Genomic DNA, 22125 nt, shown 5'->3' with positions numbered 1-22125 from the left:
GGGAGCGTGCGATGAGTATACGGATCGAGGAAAGCCTGGGGGTACATGTGCGTGCCCTCGAGCTGCGCATGCAGCGCAGCGAAATCCTCTCGGCCAACCTGGCCAACGAGGATACGCCAGGGTTCCAGGCCCGTGACATCGATTTCGCCAGCGAGATGAGGCAGCTCGAAGGTTCGGCCTTTTCGGCGCTGGGCCGCAGTACCGATGCCGGCTTGCAGTACCGCTTGCCCATGCAGCCTTCGCTGGACGGCAACACGGTCGAGCTGGCGGTGGAGCAGGCCGAGTTCTCGCGCAATGCCATGGATTTCCAGACCAGCCTGACGTTCCTGAGCATGAAGTTCCAGGGCCTCAAGCAAGCCATCGAGGGCCGCTGAGCATGTCGTTCGATTCTCTCTACCGCATTGCCGGCACCGCCATGAACGCACAGACCGTGCGCCTCAATACCGTGGCCAGCAACCTGGCCAATGCCGAGTCGGCCGCAGCCGACCCAGCTGACGTGTACCAGGCGCGCAAGCCGGTATTCGCCGCCATTTACGAGAACGGCCAGCTGACCCGCAGTGCCGGCATGGGCGGCGCCCATGTACAGGTGCTCGATGTGGTGCCGTCTGGTCGTGAGCCGGTACGCCGTTACGAGCCTGGCAATCCGCTGGCCAACGGTCAGGGCTACGTTTACTACGCCAACATCAACCAGATCGAGGAAATGACCGACATGATGTCCGCTACCCGCAGCTTCGAAACAGGCGTGGAGGTGCTCAACCGGGTCAAGAGCATGCAGCAGGGCCTGCTGCGGCTGGGTGAAAACTGATGGCCGTGGTCACCGGCACGAGCCTGTCGGCTAACGGCTCCGATTCCTCCGATCAGATCAAGGGCGCGGTCAACCTCAGCGACGCGGCGAAGATGGAAAACACCTTCATCTCGCTGATGGTGGCGCAGATCCAGAACCAGGATCCCACCAGCCCGGTGGATAACACCGAGTTCCTCAACCAGTTTTCGGCCATGTCCCAGGTCAAGAGCCTGGAAAACATGGCGGCCATGAGCCAGAGCAACCTGGTGCTGCTGGACAACCTGCAGACCCTGACCGCCGCCGGGCTGGTCAATCAGGAAGTGAAGGTGGCGGTCGAGTCGCTGAGCCTCGACGGCGAACCCGTGAAGGGCTCGTTCAACCTCGAACACGCCTCGGCCAAGACCCAGCTGGAACTTACCGACAGCAATGGCGTGGTCACCCGTGTGGAGCTGGGCAGCCAGGTGCCGGGGGAGGTGCCGTTCACCATCGACCCGGCGGCGCTCGGTCTGCGCCCCGGTTCTTTCAAGGTGGCGGTGGTCACTGCCAGTGGCGAGGTGCCCACCGTCGAGGTCGCCGGTGTGGTCACGCGGGTACGGGTCGGTGACAGCGGCCCGATGTTGGATATCGACGGCGTCGGATCGGTGCCGTTCTACACCCTGACCGAGTTCGGCCAGTCCCGCACCGCGGACCTGTTCTGATCCGTCTTTCACGCAGAGGTATTCCATGAGTTTCAACATCGCCCTGAGTGGCCTGAACGCGGTCAACGAGCAGCTCAACACCATCAGTCACAACATTTCCAACGTCGGCACCACAGGCTTCAAGTCGTCGCGCACCGAGTTCGGCAGCGTCTACGCGGAGAGCCAGATGATGGGCGTGGAGGTCCTGGCCACCACCCAGAGCATCAGCCAGCGTGGCGCCCTGGTCGGCACCGGTTCGAGCCTCGATCTGGCTATCGCCGGCGACGGTTTCTTCACCGTGCGCAGCGCCAGTGGCGAGGTGCAGTACACACGAGCCGGGGTATTCGGGCCGGACAAGGACAACTTCGTCACCACCCCCAGTGGTGCACGCGTGCAGGGCTATGGCGTCGACGCCGCCGGCAATCTGCAGGTCGGTGCGGTCGGCGACCTCCAGCTGAGCAGCGCCAACCTGCCGGCCAGGGCCAGCGATAGCCTGGACTTCGTCACCAACCTCAATGCCAACGATGCCGTGCCGACGGTCGCCGTCTTCGACCCGGCCGACAGCAACAGCTTCAATTCCACCTACACCTCCCGGGTGTACGACTCCCTGGGACGTGAACACACCTTCACCCAGTACTTCGTCAAGACCGCCGAGAACGCCTGGCAGAGTCATTACTACCTGGACGGTACGGCCGTCGGCACGCCGACCACCCTGAATTTTTCGACCGCAGGCGCGCTGACCGCGCCTACCGCGCCGACCACCCTGACGGCCAACGTGCCGGGCGCCGACGCGATCAGCATCGCTCTCGATTACACCGGCACCAGCCAGTTCGGCTCGCCGTTCGTGGTCACCACCAACGTCGCCAACGGTTATACGGCGGGCGAGCAGATCGGCATGGCGGTCGAGAAGAACGGCATGATCTACGCCAACTACAGCAACGGCCAGCGCATGCTGCAGGGCCAGGTGGTACTGGCCAATTTCGCCAACGCCCAGGGCCTGCGCAACGAAACCGGTACGGCCTGGAGCGAGACCGCCGATTCCGGCCAGGCGCTGCTCGGGGTTCCCGGTGTCGGCTCGTTCGGCGCCCTGGCGGCCAGTACGCTGGAAGGTTCCAACGTCGACCTGACCCAGCAACTGGTCAACCTGATGGAAGGCCAGCGCAACTACCAGGCCAACAGCAAGGTACTGACCACCAACAAGGAACTCACCCAGGTGTTGTTCAACGCAATCTGAGGCTGATCCATGGATCGTTTGGGATACACCGCGATGACCGCGGCCAGCCGCACGATGACCTCGCTGCAAGTGCGTGCCAACAACCTGGCCAACGTCAACACCAGCGGCTTTCGCGCCGACCTGGAACAGGCCGAGGCCTCCAGCGTGGATGGCTACGGCTATGCCAGCCGGCACCTGGCGAGGGTGCGCGACAACGGCGTGGACCTGAGCCAGGGCCAGATGATGGCAACCGGCCGCGAGCTGGATTTCGCCATCCAGGGCCCCGGCCTGATCGCCGTGCAGGATGGCGAAGGGCGCGAGCTCTACACCCGCAACGGCAATCTGGTGGTCGACGCCGAGATGCGCCTGACCCTGCATGGCCGACCGGTGGTGGGCGAGGGCGGGCCGATCGTGCTGCCCGAATACGACAGCCTCAACATCGGTCGTGACGGCATCGTCTCGGTGGTGCCGCGCGGCGACTTCGTCACCGCCGAAGTGGGGCGCATCAAGCTGGTCAACGAACCCGCCGACGCGCTACGCAAGGACGAAAGCGGCCTGCTGATCCGCGCCGATGGCGTACAGGCAGAGGCGGACGAAGGCGTGCGCCTGGTGTCCGGCTTTCTGGAGTCGAGCAACGTGTCGTCCATCGAGCAACTGGTGGCGAGCATGAGTCTGGGGCGTCTGTTCGAGACCCAGGTGAAGATGATGAAGGCTGCCGAAAATCTGTCCGAGGCGGGCAACCGGCTGATTCGTGGCCAGGGTTAACAGGAGCGTGAAATGAGTTCTGCATTGTGGGTGAGCAAGACCGGCCTTACGGCCCAGGACACTGCCTTGTCGGCGGTGGCCAACAACCTGGCCAACGTCAACACCGTCGGCTTCAAGGCCGATCGAGTGGTCTTCGAGGATCTGTTCTATTCCATCGATCTGCAGCCCGGTGCCCAGGCCGATCAGGTCAATACCGTGCCGTCCGGCATCCAGCTCGGTAGCGGCGTGCGGGTGGTCGGCACCCAGAAGGTATTCACCGAAGGCAGCATGCAGACCACCAACCAGCCAATGGATCTGGCCATCGTCGGCGCCGGCTTCTTCCAGGTCGAAGCGCCTAACGGCGACATTTATTACACCGAGAACGGCCAGTTCCAGCTCAACGCCGAAGGGGTGATGGTCAATGCTCAGGGCTTGCCGTTGACACCGAACATCGAAGTACCGGCTGGCGCCAGCCGCTTCACGGTGGGCAGCGACGGCATCGTCACGGCGGTGCTGGCCGGTGATTCGCTGCCGTCCGAGCTGGGCCAGATCAACCTGGTCAACTTCGCCAACCCGGCGGGCCTGGAAGCCCTGGGCGGCAACCTGTACCGCGAGACCGTTTCCAGTGGCGAGCCCCAGGAGGGCGTACCGGGCGAGGAAGGCCTGGGTGGCCTCAAGCAGGGCGTGCTGGAGGGCTCCAACGTGCAGGTGGTCGAGGCGATGGTCAACATGATCGCCATCCAGCGTGCCTACGAGGCCAACGCCAAGGTGCTGGACGCCGCGTCCGGCATGCAGCAGTTCCTCAACCAGACCGTCTGACCATGAGCCTTCGCCTGTTCTCGCTGCTCGCCGTGCTGTGTCTGGCCGGCTGCGCCAGCTTCAAGGAAATGCTGCCCGAGGAGGATTCCGCCGCCTATCAGCCGCCCGAGCTGGACTACAGCCTGCCGCCCACGGTGGCTGGCGGCCTGTATCGCAATGGCTATGGTGGCTCGCTGCTGCAGGATCAACGTGCCCTGCGTGTCGGTGACATCCTCACTGTGGTGCTGCAGGAAAGTACCCAGTCGAGCAAGAGCGCCGGCACGCAGTTCGGCAAGCAGGCGGGCGTGAATATCGGTATACCGCGGGTGTTGGGTAACAACTACGAACGCCTGGAAAGCAGCGCCGCGGCCAACCGTACCTTCAATGGCTCGGCGCAGAGCTCGCAGCAGAACTCGCTGCGCGGCTCCATCGCGGTGACTGTGCATCGGGTACTGCCCAACGGCACCCTGCTGGTTCGCGGTGAAAAGGGCCTCAGGCTCAATCAGGGCGAAGAGTTCATTCGCCTCACCGGCCTGGTGCGGGTCGGTGATATCAACCGCTTCAACCAGATTTCCTCCCAGAACGTCGCCAACGCGCAGATCTCCTACGCCGGTCGCGGCGTGCTCAACGACAGCAATTCGGCGGGCTGGCTGACGCGCTTCTTCACCCATCCGATTTTCCCGCTGTGACAGGAGCTGCCATGCGTGCCCCGCTTATTCGCCTGTGCGCCGTCGCGCTGCTCGGCCTCGCGCCGCTGGTGCAGGCCGTACCGTTGCTGGATCTGGTCGATGTCGAAGGGATTCGCGGCAACCAACTGATTGGCTACGGACTGGTGGTAGGCCTGGACGGCACCGGCGACAAGAGCCAAGTGCGCTTCACCAGCCAGTCGGTCGCCAACATGATCAAGCAGTTCGGCGTCAACCTGCCGGAGAACGTCGACCCCAAGCTGAAGAACGTCGCCGCGGTGACCGTCACCGCCGAAGTGCCGCCTTCCTACGGCCCGGGGCAAACGGTCGACATCACTGTGTCATCCCTGGGCGATGCCAAGAGCCTGCGCGGCGGGCAATTGCTGCTCACCCCGCTGCTCGGTGTGGACGGCGAGACCTATGCACTGGCCCAGGGTGCCCTGGTGGTCGGCGGCCTCAAGGCCGAAGGGCAGAGCGGTTCGAGCATCGCCATCAACAGTGCCAACAGCGGGCGCATCGCCAATGGTGCGACCATCGAGAAAATGATCGGCAGCGATTTCATCACCCGCCCGGACATCATGCTCAACCTTCGCCAGCCGAGCTTCCAGACGGCCACCCATATCGTCCGTGCCTTGGAGGCGACCTTCGGGCCGGGCCTGGCCAGCGCCCTGGACGGCACTCGAGTCAGTGTCAGGGCGCCGCAGACGCCGAGCCAGCGCACCAGTTTCATGGCGCTGCTCGAAGCCGTGGAGGTCGAACAGGGGCGCGTGCGCCCGCGTGTGGTGTTCAACAGTCGCACCGGCACCGTGGTGGTCGGGCAGGGCGTGCGGGTCAAGGCCGCGGCGGTCTCCCATGGCAATTTGCGGGTGACCATCCGGGAAAATCCTCAGGTCAGCCAGCCGGCACCTTTCTCGCAAGGGCAGACCGTGGTCACGCCGCAATCTGACGTGGAAGTCGCCCAGGAAGCCAACCCGATGTTCCGCTGGCCGGAAGGCTCCAGCCTGGAAAGCATCATCGATACCGTCAACAGCCTCGGCGCCACCCCGGATGATGTGATGAGCATCCTCCAGGCCCTGGAGCAGGCCGGTGCCCTGAACGCCGAACTGATCGTGATCTAAGCCATGAACGTCATTTCACTTAACTCACGCCCGGCCAGCCGCGCTGGCGAGCAACCCGTGGTTCGCTCACAGCTGGAAGTGGCCGCCGAGCAGTTTGAAGCGCTGTTTCTGCAGCAGCTGCTCAAGCAGATGCGCAAGGCCGGTGACGTGCTGAGCGAAGGCAGCCTGACGCGCAGCCGCGATCTGGATACCTTGCGTGACCTGCACGACCAGGCACTGGCTGATGGCCTGTCGCAACAGCGCCAGGGTGGTATTGCCGAGCTGCTGGTCAAGCAACTCTCCGGCGGCGCCGACCAGCGTGTTACTGCGGATGGCCGTGGGCCGGCGCCCGGGCCGGTCGGCGGTGGCGGCTTCGCCATCGCGCTGCAGCGTACCTGGGGGCAGGTCGACAGTCTGGTCAGCCAGGGCTCGAAGGCCTTTTCGCAGCTGGTCGATAAAGTCATCGCCCAGGAGTCGGGCGGCCGCGTCGATGCCGTGTCTCCCAAGGGCGCGCGCGGCCTCATGCAGCTGATGCCCGATACCGCCAAGGAAATGGCCGCGCGCCTCGGCGTGCCCTATGACGAGAGCCGGCTGACCCAGGATGCCGACTACAACCAGCGCCTGGGCAGCGCCTATCTGCAGCAGATGCTGGAGCGTTACGACGGCCATCAGGCGTTGGCGCTGGCCGCCTACAACGCCGGGCCGGGCAAGGTGGACGAGTGGCTCAAGAGTAATGGCGATCCGCGTCAGGGCGGCCTGAGTACCGGCGAGTGGATCCAGCGCATCCCGTTCGAGGAAACCCGTACCTATACGCGGCGGATCCTCGGCGCGGGGGCAGTTGGCGCAGCGGTTCCGCTTTCCTCGGCGGCGCCGCTTAATTCACCGCCCTCATCGGTCGCCTTGCAAGAGCAGCAGCGCAGTGCTGCCGCGAGCCACGGACACCGGGGGCTGTCGCTGGCATTCGCTCAACCGATTCGCACCGAGCGTCAGGAGTCGCAGCCTTGAGCATCCTCAACCAGATTGGTTACAGCGGCGTCAACGCCGCCAAGGTGGCCCTCAATACCACCGCTCAGAACATCGCCAACAGCCAGACCGCCGGCTTCAGCCGCCTGGACACGCAATTCTCGTCGCTGGCCGGCAGCAGCGCGCTGCGTGCTGGCGGCGGCGTGCAGGTCAGTTCGATCCGCCGTCTGTCCAACGATTTCGACAACCAGCAGCTGTGGCGCGCCACCAGCGTGCAGCAGTTCCATCAGGGTGCACAGCAGTACTTCACCGCAGTGGAGCAACTTATGGCATCCGACGGCTCGAGCATCAGCATCGGCCTGGACCAGCTGTTCGCTGCGCTCAGTGGTGCGTCGGCGACCCCGGATTCCATCGCCCTGCGCCAGCAGATCATCAGCGAGGCGGGCAACCTGGCGCAGCGTTTCAACGGCCTGGGCGGCAACTTGCAGGCTCAGCTCGATGGCCTGCAGGCGCAGCGTTCGACCATGGCGCAGGAGGTCAACGGGTTGAGCGGTAACATCGCCGAGCTCAATCGCAGCATCGTCGAAACCCAGGCCAGTGGCGGCGACACCAATGCTCTGCGTGACCAGCGTGACGTGCTGGTGCAGCAGCTCGCGCAGCATGCTGCGCTGCGTATCCATGAGGATGCGAAGGGGGCACTGGAGGTGTCGCTCACCAACGGTCAGCCGCTGGTAGCCGGCAACCGCGCCGCGAGCCTGAGTGTGACCCGCGAGGCCGACGGTACCCAATCGATGGCGCTGCGCTTCGCCGACACCGACTTCGCGCTGCGTGAGGACAGCCTGGGCGGCGCCCTTGGTGGCCTGCACGAAGCGGAGTATGGCGTGCTGCGCCCGCAGCAGACCGCGCTGCAGGACATGGCCTCGGCGCTGGCCGGGCTGGTCAATGCGACCCTGGCCGGTGGCTTCGACCTGAACGGTACTGCGGGTAAGCCGTTGTTTACCTTCCAGGCCGACAGCAGCGCCATGCTGGTGCTGAACCCGTTGGCGCCCGGCGAGCTGGCGTTGTCCTCCGCTGCTGACGAGAAGGGCAACAATGAAAACCTGCTCAAGCTGGTCGCCCTGAAGGACCAGGGCGTGGTCGTTGCCGGCAACACCCTGACCCTCAACGATGCCTACGCCACGCTGCTTGGCCAGGTGGCCAGTGCCAGCCGGCAGAACCAGAGCGACCTGAATACCGCCACCGGGGTCACCACCCAGGCCAAAGCACGGCGCGACAGCGTCAGCGCCGTGAACCGCGATGAAGAAGCGATCGCCCTGATGGACTACCAACAGGCCTACCAGGCCAACATGAAAGTCATCAGCACCGCCAATCAGATTTTCGACGAGTTGCTCGCGGCCTTCTGACCGCGGCCATGGAGCCTTCTCGCATGCGCATCACCAATGCCCAGATCACTGCCACCATGCAGGGGTCGATGAATCAGAACTCCGTCGAGCTGGCCAAGCTGATGCAGCAAATGGCGACCAACCAACGTCTGCAGCTGCCCTCCGACGATCCCATCGCCAGTGTGAGGCTGCTGCGCATCCAGCGTTCGGAGGCGAGCCTGGAGCAGTTCCAGACCAACATCGGCGCGTTGAGCAGCAGCCTGTCGATGCAGGAAACCAACCTGAAGTCGATCTCCGACACCCTGCTCAGTGCCCGTGATCGCCTGCTGTGGGCTGCCAACGGTGCCAACGCCTCAGAGGATCTCGGTGCGATCGCCGGCGAGCTGAAGATCATCGAGTCGTCGATTTTGAGTTTTGCCAACGTACGTGATGAAGAGGGGCGCTATCTGTTTTCCGGCACCCTGAGCGAACAACCGGCGATCAGTTACGACGAGGCCACCGGCTACCAGCTTGGCGGCAATGACAAGCAGCGCCAGGTGCTGGTTGCCAATGGCGTAATGGTGGCCGAGAACGTCACTGCCGCCGACGTATTTGGCGGCTCGGTCGACCTGCTCAACCAGATGCGCGAGCTGGTGACCACCCTGCAGGACCCGGCGCTCGACAGCACCGACCCGCAAGTACGCCAGTTGATCACCTCCACCCTGGATACCCTGGACTCGGCTCACAGCCGGGTGATGGCCTCGGTCACCGACCTGGGCGGCCGGCAGAACGCACTGACCCTGCTAAACGACAGCAACGAAGACGTTTCCCTGGTCAACCAGCGTGTCGAGGGCGAGTTGTCGCGTCTCGATTACGCCAGCGCCAACATCCGCTTCAACGACTACCTGCTGGCCGTTCAGTCGACGCAGAAGACCTATCTGAAGATAAGCGAGCTGTCGCTGTTCAATCTGCTCTGAGGAGCGACAAAGCATGCGGGTCGACAAGCATTCCCCGATCGTCAGTGGCCTTGACCGGCAGGCGCCCAAGCGCTCGCTTGTCACCGTAGCCGATGCCGCGCAACAGACGCAGTCGGAGCGCGGCGCGGCGGTGGGCTCGGCCCAGGGCCGCAAGAGTGCCGGTTTCGGGCTGCAGCTCAATCAGCAACTGACCACCATGCAATCGGCCAGCAGCTACCTGGCTCAGCTGTCCGCGACCCTGGTGCCGCTCAAGCTGAGCCTGAGCCGGGAGCTGGGCAACGCGCGGATGCAGGATCGCGAAGGCGTGGGTGCGCAGCTGGGCGAGTTACGCTCGTTACTCGAGCAGCGCAGTGCCCGCAGTGCCGGCAGCCTGGATGGCCAGCTCAATCTGCACCTGAACGAGCCGGTGCGGGTGCGCTTCAGCTTGCCGGGGCTTGAATCCCTGCAAACGTTCCAGCAGGCCGGGCGTGAAAGTCTGTTGTTCAGCATCGGGCGCAGCAGCCAGGAACCGGTCGCGGTGGTGCTCGACGAAGGGTTGAGTGAGGAGCAGATCCTGCGCCGCTTCAATGTCGGCTTGGCCCCGGCCGGAATTCGCAGTGAGCTGACGACCGACGGCGCGCTGGTCTTTTCCGCCCGCGAAGCCGACTGGCAGACTCTGCGCGAACATCTCCGTGTGAAGGGCGAGGGAGCTTTGTTCGCCGCGCAGCGCTTCACCGAACTCAAGCCGGTCGAATCGCAGCTGCTGCAGCCCCAGGCGCTGGAAACGCTGGAAGAACCGCGTGAGGTCCGGCGAATGCTCGATACCGTGGTCAAGGTGCTGGATCATATCCAGGAACTGGGCGAGCAGCTACGCCAGCGCCAGGACGAGATTCGCAGTTTTCTGGCCCGTCAGCTGGGCGACGACGAGCAGCGCTGGGCAGGCGATTATGTGACCGCGGTATACAACCTGATGCGCAAGAGCTCGAGCAGCTACGCATCGGTATCCGATACCCTGGTCGCCCAGGCTACAATCAGCCGCTTCACGGTTATCAGCCTGTTGTCCTGACTATGGCAAGTATCAAGGAGGCCTGCGTGGATGAGGGAAAACCGGTGGTCTACGCGCTCCGCGGCGCCCATGGTCGCCTGTTGCGTCTGGATAATCAGCCTTTCGAGGGCATGAACGATACCTTGGCATTTCATAGCGCCGAGGTCAGCCACTGGCTGCGCAGCGGCGAGGCTCAAGCCCAGCGCGACTGGTTGCGCGAGTCCGACCGTGACGTACTGCGGGTGATGGAGGACGTCATCACGCTACTGATCGAGCGAGGCATCATCGACTACACCGAGCTGCCTCAGGCGGCGCGCGACAAGCTCGATATTCGTGCCCTGGTGCGCGCTGATCTGGAAGGTCTGGTAGACCGCGGTTAGACCGCCTGTTGCGTGGCACCTTGCAAGGTATGGGTATCGATCACCTGCAGGCTGTAACCCGGCACTGCCTTGGCCTGGCGTTTGGCTTCGGAGGCCAGACCCGCCAGTTCGCTGGCGTCCAGCAGGGCGCAGTGCTCGGGGTGCAGGTGCACCACGCCGAGCGACAGTGATAGCAGCGGAAATTCCTCGCGCTGGCCCTGGCGGTTGTGGCTGATGAAGCAGCCGGCGTCCAGGTGTTCTTCCAGGTAGAAACGTCGGCACTGGCTCTGGAAGTCTTCCAGCAACTGGTTGAGGCGGCTGCGCCAGTCCTTGGAGCCGAACACCAGCAGAAAGTCATCGCCGCCTATATGGCCGACGAAATCCCGGCTGGGGTCGACGCGCTCGTTCAGGCAGTGCGCCAGGCACAGCAGCACCTCGTCGCCCTTGGCATAGCCATACAGATCGTTGAAAGGCTTGAAGCTGTCGATGTCGACATAGCAGACCGCCGCCTCGCGGCTCTGCTGCAGCAGTCGCGCCAGGCATTGCTGGATTGGCACGTTACCCGGCAGCAGGGTCAGCGGGTTGGCGTAGCGGGCCTGCTGGATCTTCAGTTCGGTGATCAGCTTGAGTACGTCGATCACCCGCCCCAGGCCCTGGTAGCAGCCCTCGACGGTGATCACGAAATCCTCTTCCATGCGCTGGCGGGCACGGCTGGTCAGCAGGCGGCTGACCTGTTGCAGCGACTGGCTGATCTCCACGGCCAGAAAGTCGTTGCTCATCAGCCGGCTGATGGGCTTGCGCGCGTACAGCTCGGTGGCGAAGGGTTTGAGCAACACGTCCGAAAGTGAATGCCGATGCACGATGCCGACCGGGCGCTGGGCCTCGTCCAGCACTGCCAGTGAGTTGAGGTTGGCCTGGGCGCGAAACGCCTCCAGCACATCGGCGGTCGGCGTGGAAATCGACACCGCCGGCTGCTCGTTGAGCAGGGCGGTAAGGTCGCTGCTTTCCTCGCCCAGGGGCGTCGGCGCCTGACCGAGGGCGGGCAACATCTTGCGGGCGTCGGTAGGCGGCGTTTCCTGTGGGCGGCAGAGCAGGTAGCCCTGCAGCAGGTCGACGCCCATTTCACAGAGCACGGCGAGCTCTTCTTCCAGCTCGATGCCCTCGGCGATCACCTTGGCCCGCGAGGCCTTGGCCATCTGCAGGATGGAACCGACGAACTCGCGCTTGACCGCATCGCGATGAATGCCGTCGATGAAGTGCCGGTCGATCTTCACGTAATCCGGGCGCAGCTCCGACCACAGGCGCAGGCTGGAATAACCGGCACCCAGGTCGTCGAGCGCAATGGAAAAGCCCATGTCGCGGTAGTGGTGCAGGGCGGTGTCGAGCAGGTAGAAATCGTCGGTGGGCGATTGTTCGGTCAGCTCGATCACCACCCGGCTGGGCGAGATGCCATAGGTCTGCAGCAACTGCAGGGTACGGCCGGGCTGGTGGTTGGCGTCAAGCAGCGAATCGGGAGAGACGTTGAGAAATAGCAAACCATCGAGCTGCTGTTCGCTGAATCGGCGGCAGGCGCTCTTGCGACACGCCAGTTCCAGCTCGCTGAGCATGCCGGTCTGGCGCGCGGCGGCGAATAGGGTCAGTGGCGAATGCAGCGGACTATTGGAAGGGCCACGGGTCAGCGCTTCGTAACCGAGGATACGACGCTCGGCGACCGACACGATGGGTTGGAACAGGCTATGCAAGTCGCCGTGGGCGAGAATCTGGCCCAGCGAGCTCAACTGTTCGGTGACGGTCATGGCGTATCTCTATGCAAATCGAATAGCGGAAGATGGCTATTAGCCATGATAGTTGCGTCCCGCAAGATACGCATGATTTGACTACAGAATGATGACCGCTTGATGACGCGGGCCCGGCGTCAATAAACAGGAAGATGATTTTCTGGCGTTGTTGTTATGTCTCGGGCAATAAAAAGGGCGTCGTGTTGGCGACGCCCTTTGGGTTACAGCTGGCCGGTGATCATTGCTTGGCCAGGCGGGTATTGAGCTTGAGGTAGTCGATCAGAATGTGGCCGGTTTCCGTCAGGTAGGCGTCGTCTTCCGGTTTGGTCTTCTTGTCTTCCTCGGCCTGCGCCATGACGTCGTCATCGTCTTCCTTCTTCAGCTCCTTGAGCGGCTCTTCGCCCTTGGCACTGCGGCGGGCGTTCTCGATCACCAGCTGGCGTTTCTCGATATCGGCCTGCTCGGCGCGGCGCTTGGCTTCGTTGAGGCTGACGGTCTTCTCGGCCATCAGCTCGCGGGACAGCGCCAGGCGGTCGCGGGCAAAGTTGAAGTCGGGGTTATTGGCGGTACGCGCGTCGTAGCGGTTTTTCAGCTCGGTAAGGAACGGCTTGATCGGATCCAGCTCGGGCTTGATGGCCGGGCGGATGCTGTCCCACGGCATGGCCTCGGGCAGAGCGCTCTCGCCGATTTCCTTGTTGTCCATCACGTCCGGATAGGAGATGTCCGGCACCACGCCGCGGTGCTGGGTGCTCTGCCCGGAAACGCGATAGAACTTGGCCAGGGTCAGCTTCAGCTCACCGTGGTTAAGCGGCTGGATGGTCTGCACGGTGCCCTTGCCGAAGGTCTGACCACCGAGGATCAGCGCGCGGTGGTAGTCCTGCATGGCACCGGCGAAGATCTCCGAGGCCGAGGCGGACAGGCGGTTGACCAGCAAGGCCAGCGGGCCCTTGTAGAACGCGCCATCCTGTTCGTCAGCCAGCACGTCGACGCGGCCGTCGCTGTTGCGCACCAGTACGGTCGGGCCCTTGTCGATGAACAGGCCGGTCAGTTCGGTAGCTTCCTGCAACGAGCCGCCGCCGTTGTTGCGCAGATCGATGACGATACCGTCGACCTTCTCGGCCTGCAGCTCGGTGATCAGTTTCTTGACGTCGCGGGTAGTGCTCTTGTAATCCGGATCACCGGCACGGAAGGCCTTGAAGTCCAGATAGAAGGCCGGGATTTCGATCACGCCCAGCTTGTAAGGACGACCGTCCTGGTCGAGCTTGAGGATGGATTTCTTGGCCGCCTGCTCTTCGAGCTTCACCGCTTCGCGGGTGATGCTGACGATCTTGCTGGTCATGTCGTTGGGCGCGTTGCTGGCCGGGATCACCTCCAGGCGCACCTTCGAGCCTTTAGGGCCGCGGATCAGCTTGACCACTTCATCCAGGCGCCAGCCGATGACGTCAACGATTTCGTCATCGCCCTGGCCAACCCCGATGATCTTGTCAGCCGGCGAGATCTGCTTGCTTTTCTCGGCCGGGCCGGCCGGAACCAGACGCACGACCTTCACATGCTCGTTGTCGCTCTGCAGCACGGCGCCAATACCCTCGAGGGACAGGCTCATGTTGATGTCGAAGTTTTCCGCGCTGTCCGGCGACAGGTAGTTGGTGTGCGGATCGTAGGTCATGGCGAAGGCGTTGATGTAGGCCTGGAACACGTCTTCGCTGCGGGTCTGCTGCAGGCGTGCCTGCTGAGCCTTGTAGCGTTTGGTGAGCAGCTCCTGGATCGCCTTGGGTTCCTTGCCGGCGAGCTTCAGGCGCAGCACTTCGTCTTTCAGACGTTTGCGCCACAGGTCGTCGAGCTCGGCGACGTCCTTGGCCCACGGCGCCTTCTCGCGGTCGATCAACAGGCTCTCGTCAACCGTGAAGTCGATCTTGTCGACGCCTTTGGCGAGCAAGCCCTGCACATAGTTCAGGCGATCCTGCTGGCGGGCAAGGTAGCGCTTGTAGATCGCGAAGCCGGGTTCCAGATCACCCTTTTTCAGGAAATCGTCGAACTTGTCATTCCAGCGGTCGAACTCGGCGATATCACCGGCGGTGAAGTAGCTACGCGCCGGGTCGAGCATCTTCAGGTAACCCTGATAGATCTTTTCCGAGCGGGCGTCGTCCAACGGAGGCTTGCTGTAGTGATGACGCTGCAGCAATTCGACCACGTTGAGGCTGGCGATCACCTGATCACGATCGGGCTGCAGGTATTCCCACGGATCGGCCTGAGTGGTTTTGGCGGCAAGGGGTAAAGCGCCCAGCCCGAGAAAGAGGGCCAGGGTGGCGCTGAGAAAGGATCGCTTCATGCTGATTCGACGTGGGGACAGTTGATAACGCATATTAGGCCGTCTTTGAGGGCGCCAGGTTCCATTGGCGCAATGCAAAGGCCCGTCGCTTAGCGGCGGGCCAGGTTCGAATGCACTATGGAGGCACCGTGAAAGCATTGCAAGGCGTTGAAGGGCAGGTGCAATGGGTCGATCGACCCACGCCGGCCTGTGATGTAGGGGAAGTACGTATTCGTGTGGCGGCCGCGGGCCTGAACCGCGCCGACCTGCTGCAGCGGGCCGGCAACTACCCGCCGCCGCCGGGTGCCAGCGACGCGTTGGGCCTGGAATGCGCGGGTATTGTCAGTGAGGTAGGGCCGGGTTGTGATGACTGGCAGGTGGGTGATCGCGTCTGCGCGCTGCTCGCTGGTGGCGGTGTGGCCGAAGAGGTGGTGGTCGATGCACGCCACGTGCTGCCGGTGCCGGAAGGTCTGTCGCTGCACGAGGCAGCGGCGTTGCCGGAGGTGTACGCCACCGCCTGGCTCAACCTGTTCCAGCTGGCCGGCCTCAAGCCCGGCGAGAAGGTGCTGCTGCACGCCGGCGCCAGTGGTGTCGGTTCGGCGGCCATCCAGCTGTGCAAGGCCTTTGGTAGTGCTTGCTGGGTGACAGTCGGCTCCCAGGAGCGCCTGGCCTACTGCGAAAGCCTGGGCGCCAGTGGCGGGGCGATTCGCGACAAGGATGGCCTCAAGGTGCCGGACGATTTCGGCCCGTTCGAGGTGATTCTCGATCCGGTGGGCGCCAGCTACGCGGCACTCAACCTCAAGCTGCTGGCGCTCGACGGGCGCTGGGTGAACATCGGCATGATGGGCGGGCGCAAGGCCGAGGTGGACATGGCGCTGGTACTCGGCAAGCGCATCCAGCTGATCGGCTCGACCCTGCGCAACCGTGACGACCTGTTCAAGGCCGAGCTGCTGCGCGATCTGCGCCAGCACGTGTGGCCGCTGTTCAGCGAGGGGCGCCTCAAGCCGCAATTGGCCCGCACCTTCCCGGTGGCCGAAGCTCATGAGGCCTACGAGACCCTGGAAAGCAACCAGGTCAACGGCAAGCTGGTGCTGGTCATCGATGACAGCCTGAGCTGATCTGCCGGCCTGACGCAGCGCTTTATCAGGCTGCGTCAGGCGCTGCGTCGAAGCTGTCGGCGCGAGCCATCTTCCACATCCTGGCGTAAAACTCCCCCTCTATATCCCCGCTGAGCAACTCGCCTGGCTTGAGGAATACGTGCTGCTGCGAGAACAGGCGGATTTCCGTGGCTGACATTCTCTGCACCAGGTGCCGCGCATCCATCTGCGCAGGATGATCGAGGCCGGCTGCAGCGAGCATTTCGGCCAGTGCCTTCAAGGTGTTGCGGTGGAAGTTGTAGACCCGCTGGGCCTTGTCTGCGACCACCAGGGCACGCTGACGCAGCGGATCCTGGGTGGCCACGCCTGTCGGGCATTTGTTGGTGTGACAGCTCTGGCTCTGGATGCAGCCGATGGCGAACATGAAGCCACGTGCCGAGTTGGCCCAGTCCGCGCCGATGGCCAGCACCCGGGCGATGTCGAACGCGCTGACGATTTTGCCGCTGGCGCCGAGCTTGATCTTGTCGCGCAGGTTCAGGCCGACCAGCGTGTTGTGCACGAACAGCAGGCCTTCACGCATCGGCACACCCAGGTGGTCGGTGAATTCCACGGGGGCCGCTCCGGTGCCGCCTTCCTTGCCATCGATGACGATGAAGTCCGGCAGGATGCCGGTTTCTAGCATGGCCTTGGCGATGGCCATGAACTCCCAGGGATGGCCCAGGCAGAACTTGAAACCAACTGGTTTGCCGCCGGACAGCTCCCGCAGCCGGGCGATGAACTGCAGCAGTTCGATGGGCGTTGCAAAGGCGCTGTGGCGCGACGGTGATACGCAATCCTCGCCCATGGGCACGCCGCGAGTTTCGGCAATTTCCGGGGTGATCTTGTGCTTGGGCAGAATGCCGCCGTGGCCTGGCTTGGCGCCCTGGCTGAGCTTGATCTCGATCATCCGCACCTGGGGGCGCTGCGCCTGGGCGGCAAAGCGCTCGGCATCGAAACTTCCGGTGGCGGTGCGGCAGCCGAAGTAACCGCTGCCCAGCTCCCAGATCAGATCGCCGTCGTGCTCTCGGTGATAACTGCTGATGCTGCCTTCGCCAGTGTCATGGGCGAAGTTGCCCAGCTTCGCGCCCTTGTTGAGTGCGCGGATGGCGTTGGCGCTCAGTGAGCCGAAGCTCATGGCGGAAATGTTGAACAGTGAGGCCGAATAGGGCTGGCTGCACTGCGGCCCGCCGATGATCACCCGGAAACTGTCAGGGTCGCCCAGCGGCGCCGGGCGCATCGAGTGGCTGATGAATTCGAAACCGTTCTGGTAAACGTCGCTGAGCGTACCGAACGGCTTGTCGGCGCCCTCGTTTTTGGCCCTGGCGTACACCAGCGAGCGCTGGGCGCGAGAGAAGGGCAGTTGCTCGTTATCGCCTTCGAGCAGGTACTGACGAATCTCTGGGCGGATACCTTCGACCAGGTAGCGGATATTGCCCAGGATCGGGTAGTTGCGCCGCACGGCATGGCGCTTTTGCAGCAGATCGCCAATGCCCACTACGCTCAATATGGCGCTCACCAGGGTCAGCGGCCACACCCATTCGTGCTCCAAGAACGGCAGACTGCCGAGGGTGAACAACACGCAAAAGGCGAAGAAGGCGTAGCGGCTGAGCAGCGACAGGTTCATACCCGTTCCTTATTGCAGAAGGAGACCGCGGCAATGTAGACCGCTGCTCGTGGTTCGTCGACGCCTGTGGCAGCCTCCTTAGCTGCGTGCAGACGAAAACGCGGTGCCTGTGGCACACTTGAAAACCAGTGAATACGGGTTGTGCAGCGACGAGCAGCGCCAGACCGTGCTCGAGTACCGACGGCGCCTTGCCGCGGTCTGCCAGGCCATCGCCAACAACAAGAGGAAGCAGCGTGCATAACGTCGTCATCAGCGGTACGGGCCTTTATACCCCGGCCAACAGCATCTCCAACGACGAGTTGGTGGCGTCCTTCAATGCCTATGTGCAGCAGTTCAACGCGGACCACGCCGAGGCCATTGAGCTTGGCGAAGTCGAGGCACTGAGCGAGTCGAACAGCGCCTTTATCGAGAAGGCTTCGGGCATCAAGAGTCGTTTCGTGATCGACAAGCAGGGCATCCTCGATCCGCAGCGTATGGTGCCTTTCATCCCAGAACGCAATAACGAGCAGTGGGGCATTCTCTGCGAGATGTCGGTGGCGGCGGCCAAAGAGGCGCTGGCACGGGCCGGCAAGAGCGCTGCGGACATCGACGGGGTGATCGTCGCCTGTTCCAACCTGCAGCGTGCCTATCCGGCCGTAGCCATCGAAGTGCAGGCGGCGCTGGGTATCCAGGGCTTCGGCTTCGACATGAACGTGGCGTGCTCGTCGGCGACCTTCGGCATCCAGGCGGCGGCCAACAGCATCCAGCTCGGCCAGGCGCGGGCGATTCTGATGGTCAACCCGGAAATCTGCACCGGGCACCTGAATTTCCGTGACCGCGACAGCCATTTCATCTTTGGCGATGCGGCTACCGCGGTGATTCTGGAACGCGCGGATCTGGCGATTTCCAAGCATCAGTTCGACGTGGTCGGCACCAAGCTGCTGACCCAGTTCTCCAACAACATCCGCAACAACTTCGGCTTCTTGAATCGTGCCGCCGAGGAAAGCGCTCAGACGTCCCGCGACAAGCTGTTCGTGCAGGAAGGGCGCAAGGTGTTCAAGGAAGTCTGCCCGATGGTGGCCGAGCTGATCGCCGCCCACCTGCAGGAGAATGGCCTGAATGTGGCGGACGTGAAGCGCTTCTGGCTGCACCAGGCCAACCTCAACATGAACCAGCTGATCGCCCGTAAGCTGCTCGGCCGCGACCCGGAAGCCCACGAGGCGCCGGTGATCCTCGACACTTACGCCAACACCAGTTCGGCGGGTTCGGTGATTGCTCTGCACAAGCATCAGGACGATCTGCCGGCCGGCTCACTCGGTGTGCTCAGCTCATTCGGCGCCGGCTATTCCATCGGCAGCGTGATTCTGCGCAAGCACTGATCGTACAAAGGCGGCACGCAAGGTGCCGCCTGTTTCACTCCCGCAACCCCTCTAGTACGCCCTATACAGCCGATTCAGCTACTCGGCTGAGTGCTTCGCTGTCAAGCGTTATATTTAAAGGGATTAAAAAGTTCCCTTGTCATCAAATATTTATATATCAGCAACTGCGCTGAAATAACCCGCCGCGAAGATTCCCCCAGCACGAACGAGCCCACAGCTCGGGTGTTTTCCAGCACTTAAGTTCAATTAGGGGAATTCTCGATGATCCGCAAGCACTTCGCCGGTTTCGCAGCCAGCGCCCTGGCTCTGGCCGTTTCCGCCCAGGCTTTCGCCGGCACCGTCACCACCGACGGCGCTGACATCGTGGTTAAAACCAAAGGCGGCCTTGAGGTTGCGACGACCGACAAGGAGTTCAGCTTCAAGGTTGGTGGTCGGTTGCAGGCCGATTACAGCACTTTCGACGGCTTCTACACCGTCAACGGCAACAACGCTGATGCAGGCTATTTCCGCCGCGCCTTCCTGGAAATTGGCGGTGTGCTCTACACCGACTGGGCCTATCAGCTGAACTATGACTTCTCGCACAACGCCGGTGGCGACAACCGTTCCGAAGATGGCTACTTCGACGAAGCGTCGTTGGCCTACAACGGCTTCAAGCCATTGTCGATCAAGGTAGGCCGCTTCGACCCGGAATTCGGTCTGGAAAAAGCCACCAGCTCCAAGTGGGTAACCGCCCCTGAGCGCACCGCGGCCTACGATCTGGTCGATTGGGCCAACAGCCACAACGGCGGCATGGGCATCCAGGTTTCCGGCACCGCTGGCGATTCGCTGTACGGCTCCGCAGGCTTCTTCGCCAAGGACGCCACCAACGCCGACAAGGATGGCGACAGCACCAAGCAGTTCAACCTGCGCGGTGTGTTTGCTCCGCTGCACGAGACTGGCAACGTGCTGCACCTGGGCCTGAACTTCGCCCAGCGTGATCTCTCCGATACCGCTTTCGATGGCCGCATCCGCAGCCGCCTGGGTATGCGCGGTGTGAGTACCGACGGTGGCCAGGACGCCGGCACCAACGGCAACCGTCTGCTGCTGGGCGGCGCCAACAACCTGCCGGTCGGTTCCTACGACACCGACCGCGCCATGGGCCTGGAAGCTGCCTGGGCGATGGGCCCGCTGTCCGTCCAGGGTGAGTACATCACCCGCAAGATGAAAGCCGATGCCGACACCCGTGAAGACATCAAGGCCAAGGGTTATTACGGCCAGGTCGCCTACACTCTGACCGGCGAAGCCCGCGCCTACAAGCTCGGCAAGTTCGACGCCATCAAGCCGGCCAACAAGTCCATCGGTGCCTGGGAGCTGTTCTACCGCTATGACCACATCGCCGTCGAAGACGACACCGTGGGTATCGATCCGACCGACGACGTGACCGGCAAGGTGCATAACCTGGGTGTGAACTGGTACGCCAACGAAGCAGTGAAGGTCAGCGCCACCTATATCAAGGCCAAGGTCGACAATCAGGTCAACTCGGTTGCAGCCGATGACGACAGCGGTGACGGCGTGGTACTGCGCGCCCAATACGTGTTCTAAGCAACACCCTGCAAACGTGGTACTCCTTTGAACCCCGCCTCAGGCGGGGTTTTTTTATTGGCGATATAGTGTGCGCTGTTTGCCCGTGGATATAGCCGATGCCCGTCTACAGTCTGCACGCCCTCAAGGATCTCGACGCCGTCACTTGGGACGGCCTGCTCAGCGAACCCCAGCCGTTCCTGCGCCACGCCTTTCTCAGCACTCTCGAAGAAAGCGGCAGCGTAGGCGGGCGCAGCGGCTGGCAGGCCGCCCACCAGGTGTTGCTCGATGGCGACGGTCGGCCGCTGGCAGCGCTGCCGGCCTACGTCAAATACCACTCCCAGGGCGAGTACGTGTTCGATCACGGCTGGGCCGACGCCTGTCGCCGCGCCGGTATCGGCTACTACCCGAAGCTGTTGGGCGCCATTCCCTTTTCACCGGTAACCGGCCAGCGCCTGCTGGGCACGCCTGAGGCAGCCGGGCAGTTGCTCGATGGCGTCACGGCAACGCTGGAGGAGCAGGGGCTTTCCAGCCTGCATGTGAATTTCACCGATGCGGCGAGCGATGCAGTTATGCAGAAGCGTGATGGCTGGCTGCAGCGTCTGGGCTGCCAGTTTCACTGGCACAACCGCGGCTATCGGGATTTTCAGGATTTTCTCGATACCTTGAGTTCGCGCAAGCGCAAGCAGATGCGCAAGGAGCGCGAGCAGGTGGCGGGGCAGGGCATCGCCTTCGATTGGCGCGAAGGGCATCAGCTGAGTGAAGCGCAATGGGATTTCGTCTACCACTGCTACGCCAATACCTACCACGTGCGTGGACAGCGGCCGTACCTGACCCGCGATTTCTTCAGCCTGCTGGCCGAGCGCATGCCCGAGGCGATCCGCGTGGTATTGGCCTGCCGCGGCTCACAACCAGTGGCCATGGCCTTCAGCCTGCTGGGCGGAGAAAGCCTGTATGGGCGTTACTGGGGATGTCTGGCCGAGTTCGACCGGCTGCACTTCGAAACCTGTTTCTACCAGGGTATGGAGCAGGCGATTGCCCAAGGCCTGCAGCGCTTCGATGCCGGCGCCCAGGGCGAGCACAAGCTGATTCGCGGCTTCGAGCCGACCATCACCCATTCCTGGCACTACCTGGTGCACGAAGGTTTGCGTGATGCGGTGGCGGGTTTTCTGCAGGAGGAGCGTGAGGGCGTGCTGGCCTACGCCGAGCAGGCGAGGGGGATGCTGCCGTATCGTCAGGCCTGAGGCGACGCCGCTACGCGCTGCGGTTGCCAGCAACGCGTAGCGGCAACAGAGGCCTTATCAGCCATCGTAACGGCCGCCCCATTCGAGAAAACTCATCTTGTGGGTTTCACCCTGGCTGTCGGTGTAGACCATGATCACCGGCACCACTCCGCTCTTGTCGGAAACGTCGGTGCGGTACAGCACTTTCTGCACGTCGACTTTCATGCCGTAGTGGTATTGCTCGGTCGGCAGGCCGGCACCTGGCTTGGGCTGGATATCGGCAGCGAACACGGCGGGAGCGAGACTGGAAAGCAGAGCGGTAATGGCGGTTGCAATTTTCATGATGGAGTCCTCGACGATTCGAAAACCGGCAACCGGATCGATTGGTTCGATTGCGTTGCCTGGTGGACTCATATGACCAGCAAAGCCAAAGCGGCGGAAATTGATGGTCTCGT

General features: G+C 63.1%; 22 protein-coding genes. 18 read left to right on the top strand and 4 right to left on the bottom strand.

The window, feature by feature from the left end; genetic code table 11:
• Positions 1–11: 11 nt before the first annotated feature.
• The 13 genes from flgB to BM279_RS06165 are packed head-to-tail and all read left to right on the top strand — an operon-like array spanning position 12 to position 10704.
• Positions 12–374 (top strand): flagellar basal body rod protein FlgB, encoded by a 363-nt coding sequence (flgB, locus tag BM279_RS06225; RefSeq protein ID WP_093501972.1) that lies wholly within the window; start codon positions 12–14, stop codon positions 372–374.
• 2 nt (positions 375–376) lie between these two features.
• Positions 377–805, top strand: a complete 429-nt coding sequence (gene flgC / locus BM279_RS06220) for a flagellar basal body rod protein FlgC (RefSeq protein WP_093501970.1) — start codon at positions 377–379, stop codon at positions 803–805.
• Positions 805–1482: a flagellar hook capping FlgD N-terminal domain-containing protein gene (locus tag BM279_RS06215; protein ID WP_093501968.1), complete on the top strand. Its 678-nt coding sequence runs from the start codon at positions 805–807 to the stop codon at positions 1480–1482. The genes flgC and BM279_RS06215 overlap by 1 nt, the downstream gene beginning before the upstream one ends.
• A gap of 25 nt (positions 1483–1507) precedes the next feature.
• Positions 1508–2695 carry a flagellar hook protein FlgE gene (gene flgE, locus BM279_RS06210; protein WP_093501966.1) on the top strand — a complete coding sequence of 396 codons (1188 nt, stop codon included), beginning with the start codon at positions 1508–1510 and terminating at the stop codon, positions 2693–2695.
• A gap of 9 nt (positions 2696–2704) precedes the next feature.
• Positions 2705–3439: a flagellar basal body rod protein FlgF gene (locus BM279_RS06205; protein ID WP_013792108.1), complete on the top strand. Its 735-nt coding sequence runs from the start codon at positions 2705–2707 to the stop codon at positions 3437–3439.
• Positions 3440–3451: 12 nt separating this feature from the next.
• Positions 3452–4237: a flagellar basal-body rod protein FlgG gene (gene flgG, locus BM279_RS06200; protein ID WP_013792107.1), complete on the top strand. Its 786-nt coding sequence runs from the start codon at positions 3452–3454 to the stop codon at positions 4235–4237.
• A 2-nt stretch (positions 4238–4239) separates the two neighbouring features.
• Entirely contained in the window at positions 4240–4905 is a 666-nt protein-coding gene (flgH, locus tag BM279_RS06195) for a flagellar basal body L-ring protein FlgH (protein ID WP_093501964.1), read from the top strand.
• An 11-nt stretch (positions 4906–4916) separates the two neighbouring features.
• Positions 4917–6020: a flagellar basal body P-ring protein FlgI gene (locus BM279_RS06190; protein WP_093501962.1), complete on the top strand. Its 1104-nt coding sequence runs from the start codon at positions 4917–4919 to the stop codon at positions 6018–6020.
• 3 nt (positions 6021–6023) lie between these two features.
• The gene (locus BM279_RS06185; protein WP_093501960.1) at positions 6024–7004 is read left to right on the top strand and encodes a lytic transglycosylase domain-containing protein; all 981 of its coding nucleotides are present in this window, start codon (positions 6024–6026) and stop codon (positions 7002–7004) included.
• The gene (gene flgK / locus BM279_RS06180; protein ID WP_093501958.1) at positions 7001–8365 is read left to right on the top strand and encodes a flagellar hook-associated protein FlgK; all 1365 of its coding nucleotides are present in this window, start codon (positions 7001–7003) and stop codon (positions 8363–8365) included. The genes BM279_RS06185 and flgK overlap by 4 nt, the downstream gene beginning before the upstream one ends.
• Positions 8366–8388: 23 nt before the next feature.
• Positions 8389–9300, top strand: a complete 912-nt coding sequence (gene flgL / locus BM279_RS06175; protein WP_093501956.1) for a flagellar hook-associated protein FlgL — start codon at positions 8389–8391, stop codon at positions 9298–9300.
• 13 nt (positions 9301–9313) lie between these two features.
• Entirely contained in the window at positions 9314–10345 is a 1032-nt protein-coding gene (locus BM279_RS06170) for a hypothetical protein (protein ID WP_093501954.1), read from the top strand.
• A gap of 26 nt (positions 10346–10371) precedes the next feature.
• Positions 10372–10704, top strand: a complete 333-nt coding sequence (locus BM279_RS06165) for a tryptophan synthase subunit beta (RefSeq protein ID WP_093502522.1) — start codon at positions 10372–10374, stop codon at positions 10702–10704.
• Here the strand turns inward: BM279_RS06165 and BM279_RS06160 are convergent.
• Complete coding sequence (locus BM279_RS06160) at positions 10701–12479, bottom strand: bifunctional diguanylate cyclase/phosphodiesterase (RefSeq protein ID WP_093501952.1); 1779 nt, start codon at positions 12477–12479, stop codon at positions 10701–10703. The two genes, BM279_RS06165 and BM279_RS06160, sit on opposite strands and share 4 nt — an antisense overlap.
• Before the next feature lie 220 nt (positions 12480–12699).
• Positions 12700–14790, bottom strand: coding sequence for a carboxy terminal-processing peptidase (locus BM279_RS06155; protein ID WP_482811897.1), 2091 nt, complete (start codon positions 14788–14790; stop codon positions 12700–12702).
• Between the two features lie 128 nt (positions 14791–14918).
• On the opposite strand from BM279_RS06155, the gene BM279_RS06150 reads away from it, so the two are divergent.
• Positions 14919–15887 (top strand): NAD(P)H-quinone oxidoreductase, encoded by a 969-nt coding sequence (locus tag BM279_RS06150; protein WP_093501948.1) that lies wholly within the window; start codon positions 14919–14921, stop codon positions 15885–15887.
• A 25-nt stretch (positions 15888–15912) separates the two neighbouring features.
• On the opposite strand, the gene BM279_RS06145 is transcribed toward BM279_RS06150, so the two are convergent.
• Positions 15913–17529, bottom strand: coding sequence for an FMN-binding glutamate synthase family protein (locus BM279_RS06145; RefSeq protein WP_093501946.1), 1617 nt, complete (start codon positions 17527–17529; stop codon positions 15913–15915).
• A gap of 109 nt (positions 17530–17638) precedes the next feature.
• On the opposite strand from BM279_RS06145, the gene BM279_RS23635 reads away from it, so the two are divergent.
• From BM279_RS23635 to BM279_RS06130, 4 genes are all read left to right on the top strand, one after another.
• Positions 17639–17770 (top strand): hypothetical protein, encoded by a 132-nt coding sequence (locus BM279_RS23635; RefSeq protein ID WP_279626488.1) that lies wholly within the window; start codon positions 17639–17641, stop codon positions 17768–17770.
• Positions 17763–18887 carry a beta-ketoacyl-ACP synthase III gene (locus BM279_RS06140; RefSeq protein WP_093501944.1) on the top strand — a complete coding sequence of 375 codons (1125 nt, stop codon included), beginning with the start codon at positions 17763–17765 and terminating at the stop codon, positions 18885–18887. The genes BM279_RS23635 and BM279_RS06140 overlap by 8 nt, the downstream gene beginning before the upstream one ends.
• A 261-nt stretch (positions 18888–19148) precedes the next feature.
• Positions 19149–20468 carry an OprO/OprP family phosphate-selective porin gene (locus tag BM279_RS06135; protein WP_093501941.1) on the top strand — a complete coding sequence of 440 codons (1320 nt, stop codon included), beginning with the start codon at positions 19149–19151 and terminating at the stop codon, positions 20466–20468.
• 98 nt (positions 20469–20566) lie between these two features.
• Entirely contained in the window at positions 20567–21691 is a 1125-nt protein-coding gene (locus BM279_RS06130; RefSeq protein ID WP_093501939.1) for a GNAT family N-acetyltransferase, read from the top strand.
• A 57-nt stretch (positions 21692–21748) separates the two neighbouring features.
• Here the strand turns inward: BM279_RS06130 and BM279_RS06125 are convergent, their stop codons facing one another.
• Complete coding sequence (locus tag BM279_RS06125; RefSeq protein ID WP_093501937.1) at positions 21749–22012, bottom strand: DUF2790 domain-containing protein; 264 nt, start codon at positions 22010–22012, stop codon at positions 21749–21751.
• Between the last annotated feature and the right edge of the window lie 113 nt (positions 22013–22125).

The sequence above is a fragment of the Phytopseudomonas straminea genome, from assembly GCF_900112645.1.
Taxonomy (GTDB): Bacteria; Pseudomonadota; Gammaproteobacteria; order Pseudomonadales; family Pseudomonadaceae; genus Aquipseudomonas; species Aquipseudomonas straminea.
The sequence above is the reverse complement of the archived record's forward strand: the minus strand, read 5'-3'. Positions and strand labels throughout refer to the sequence as shown.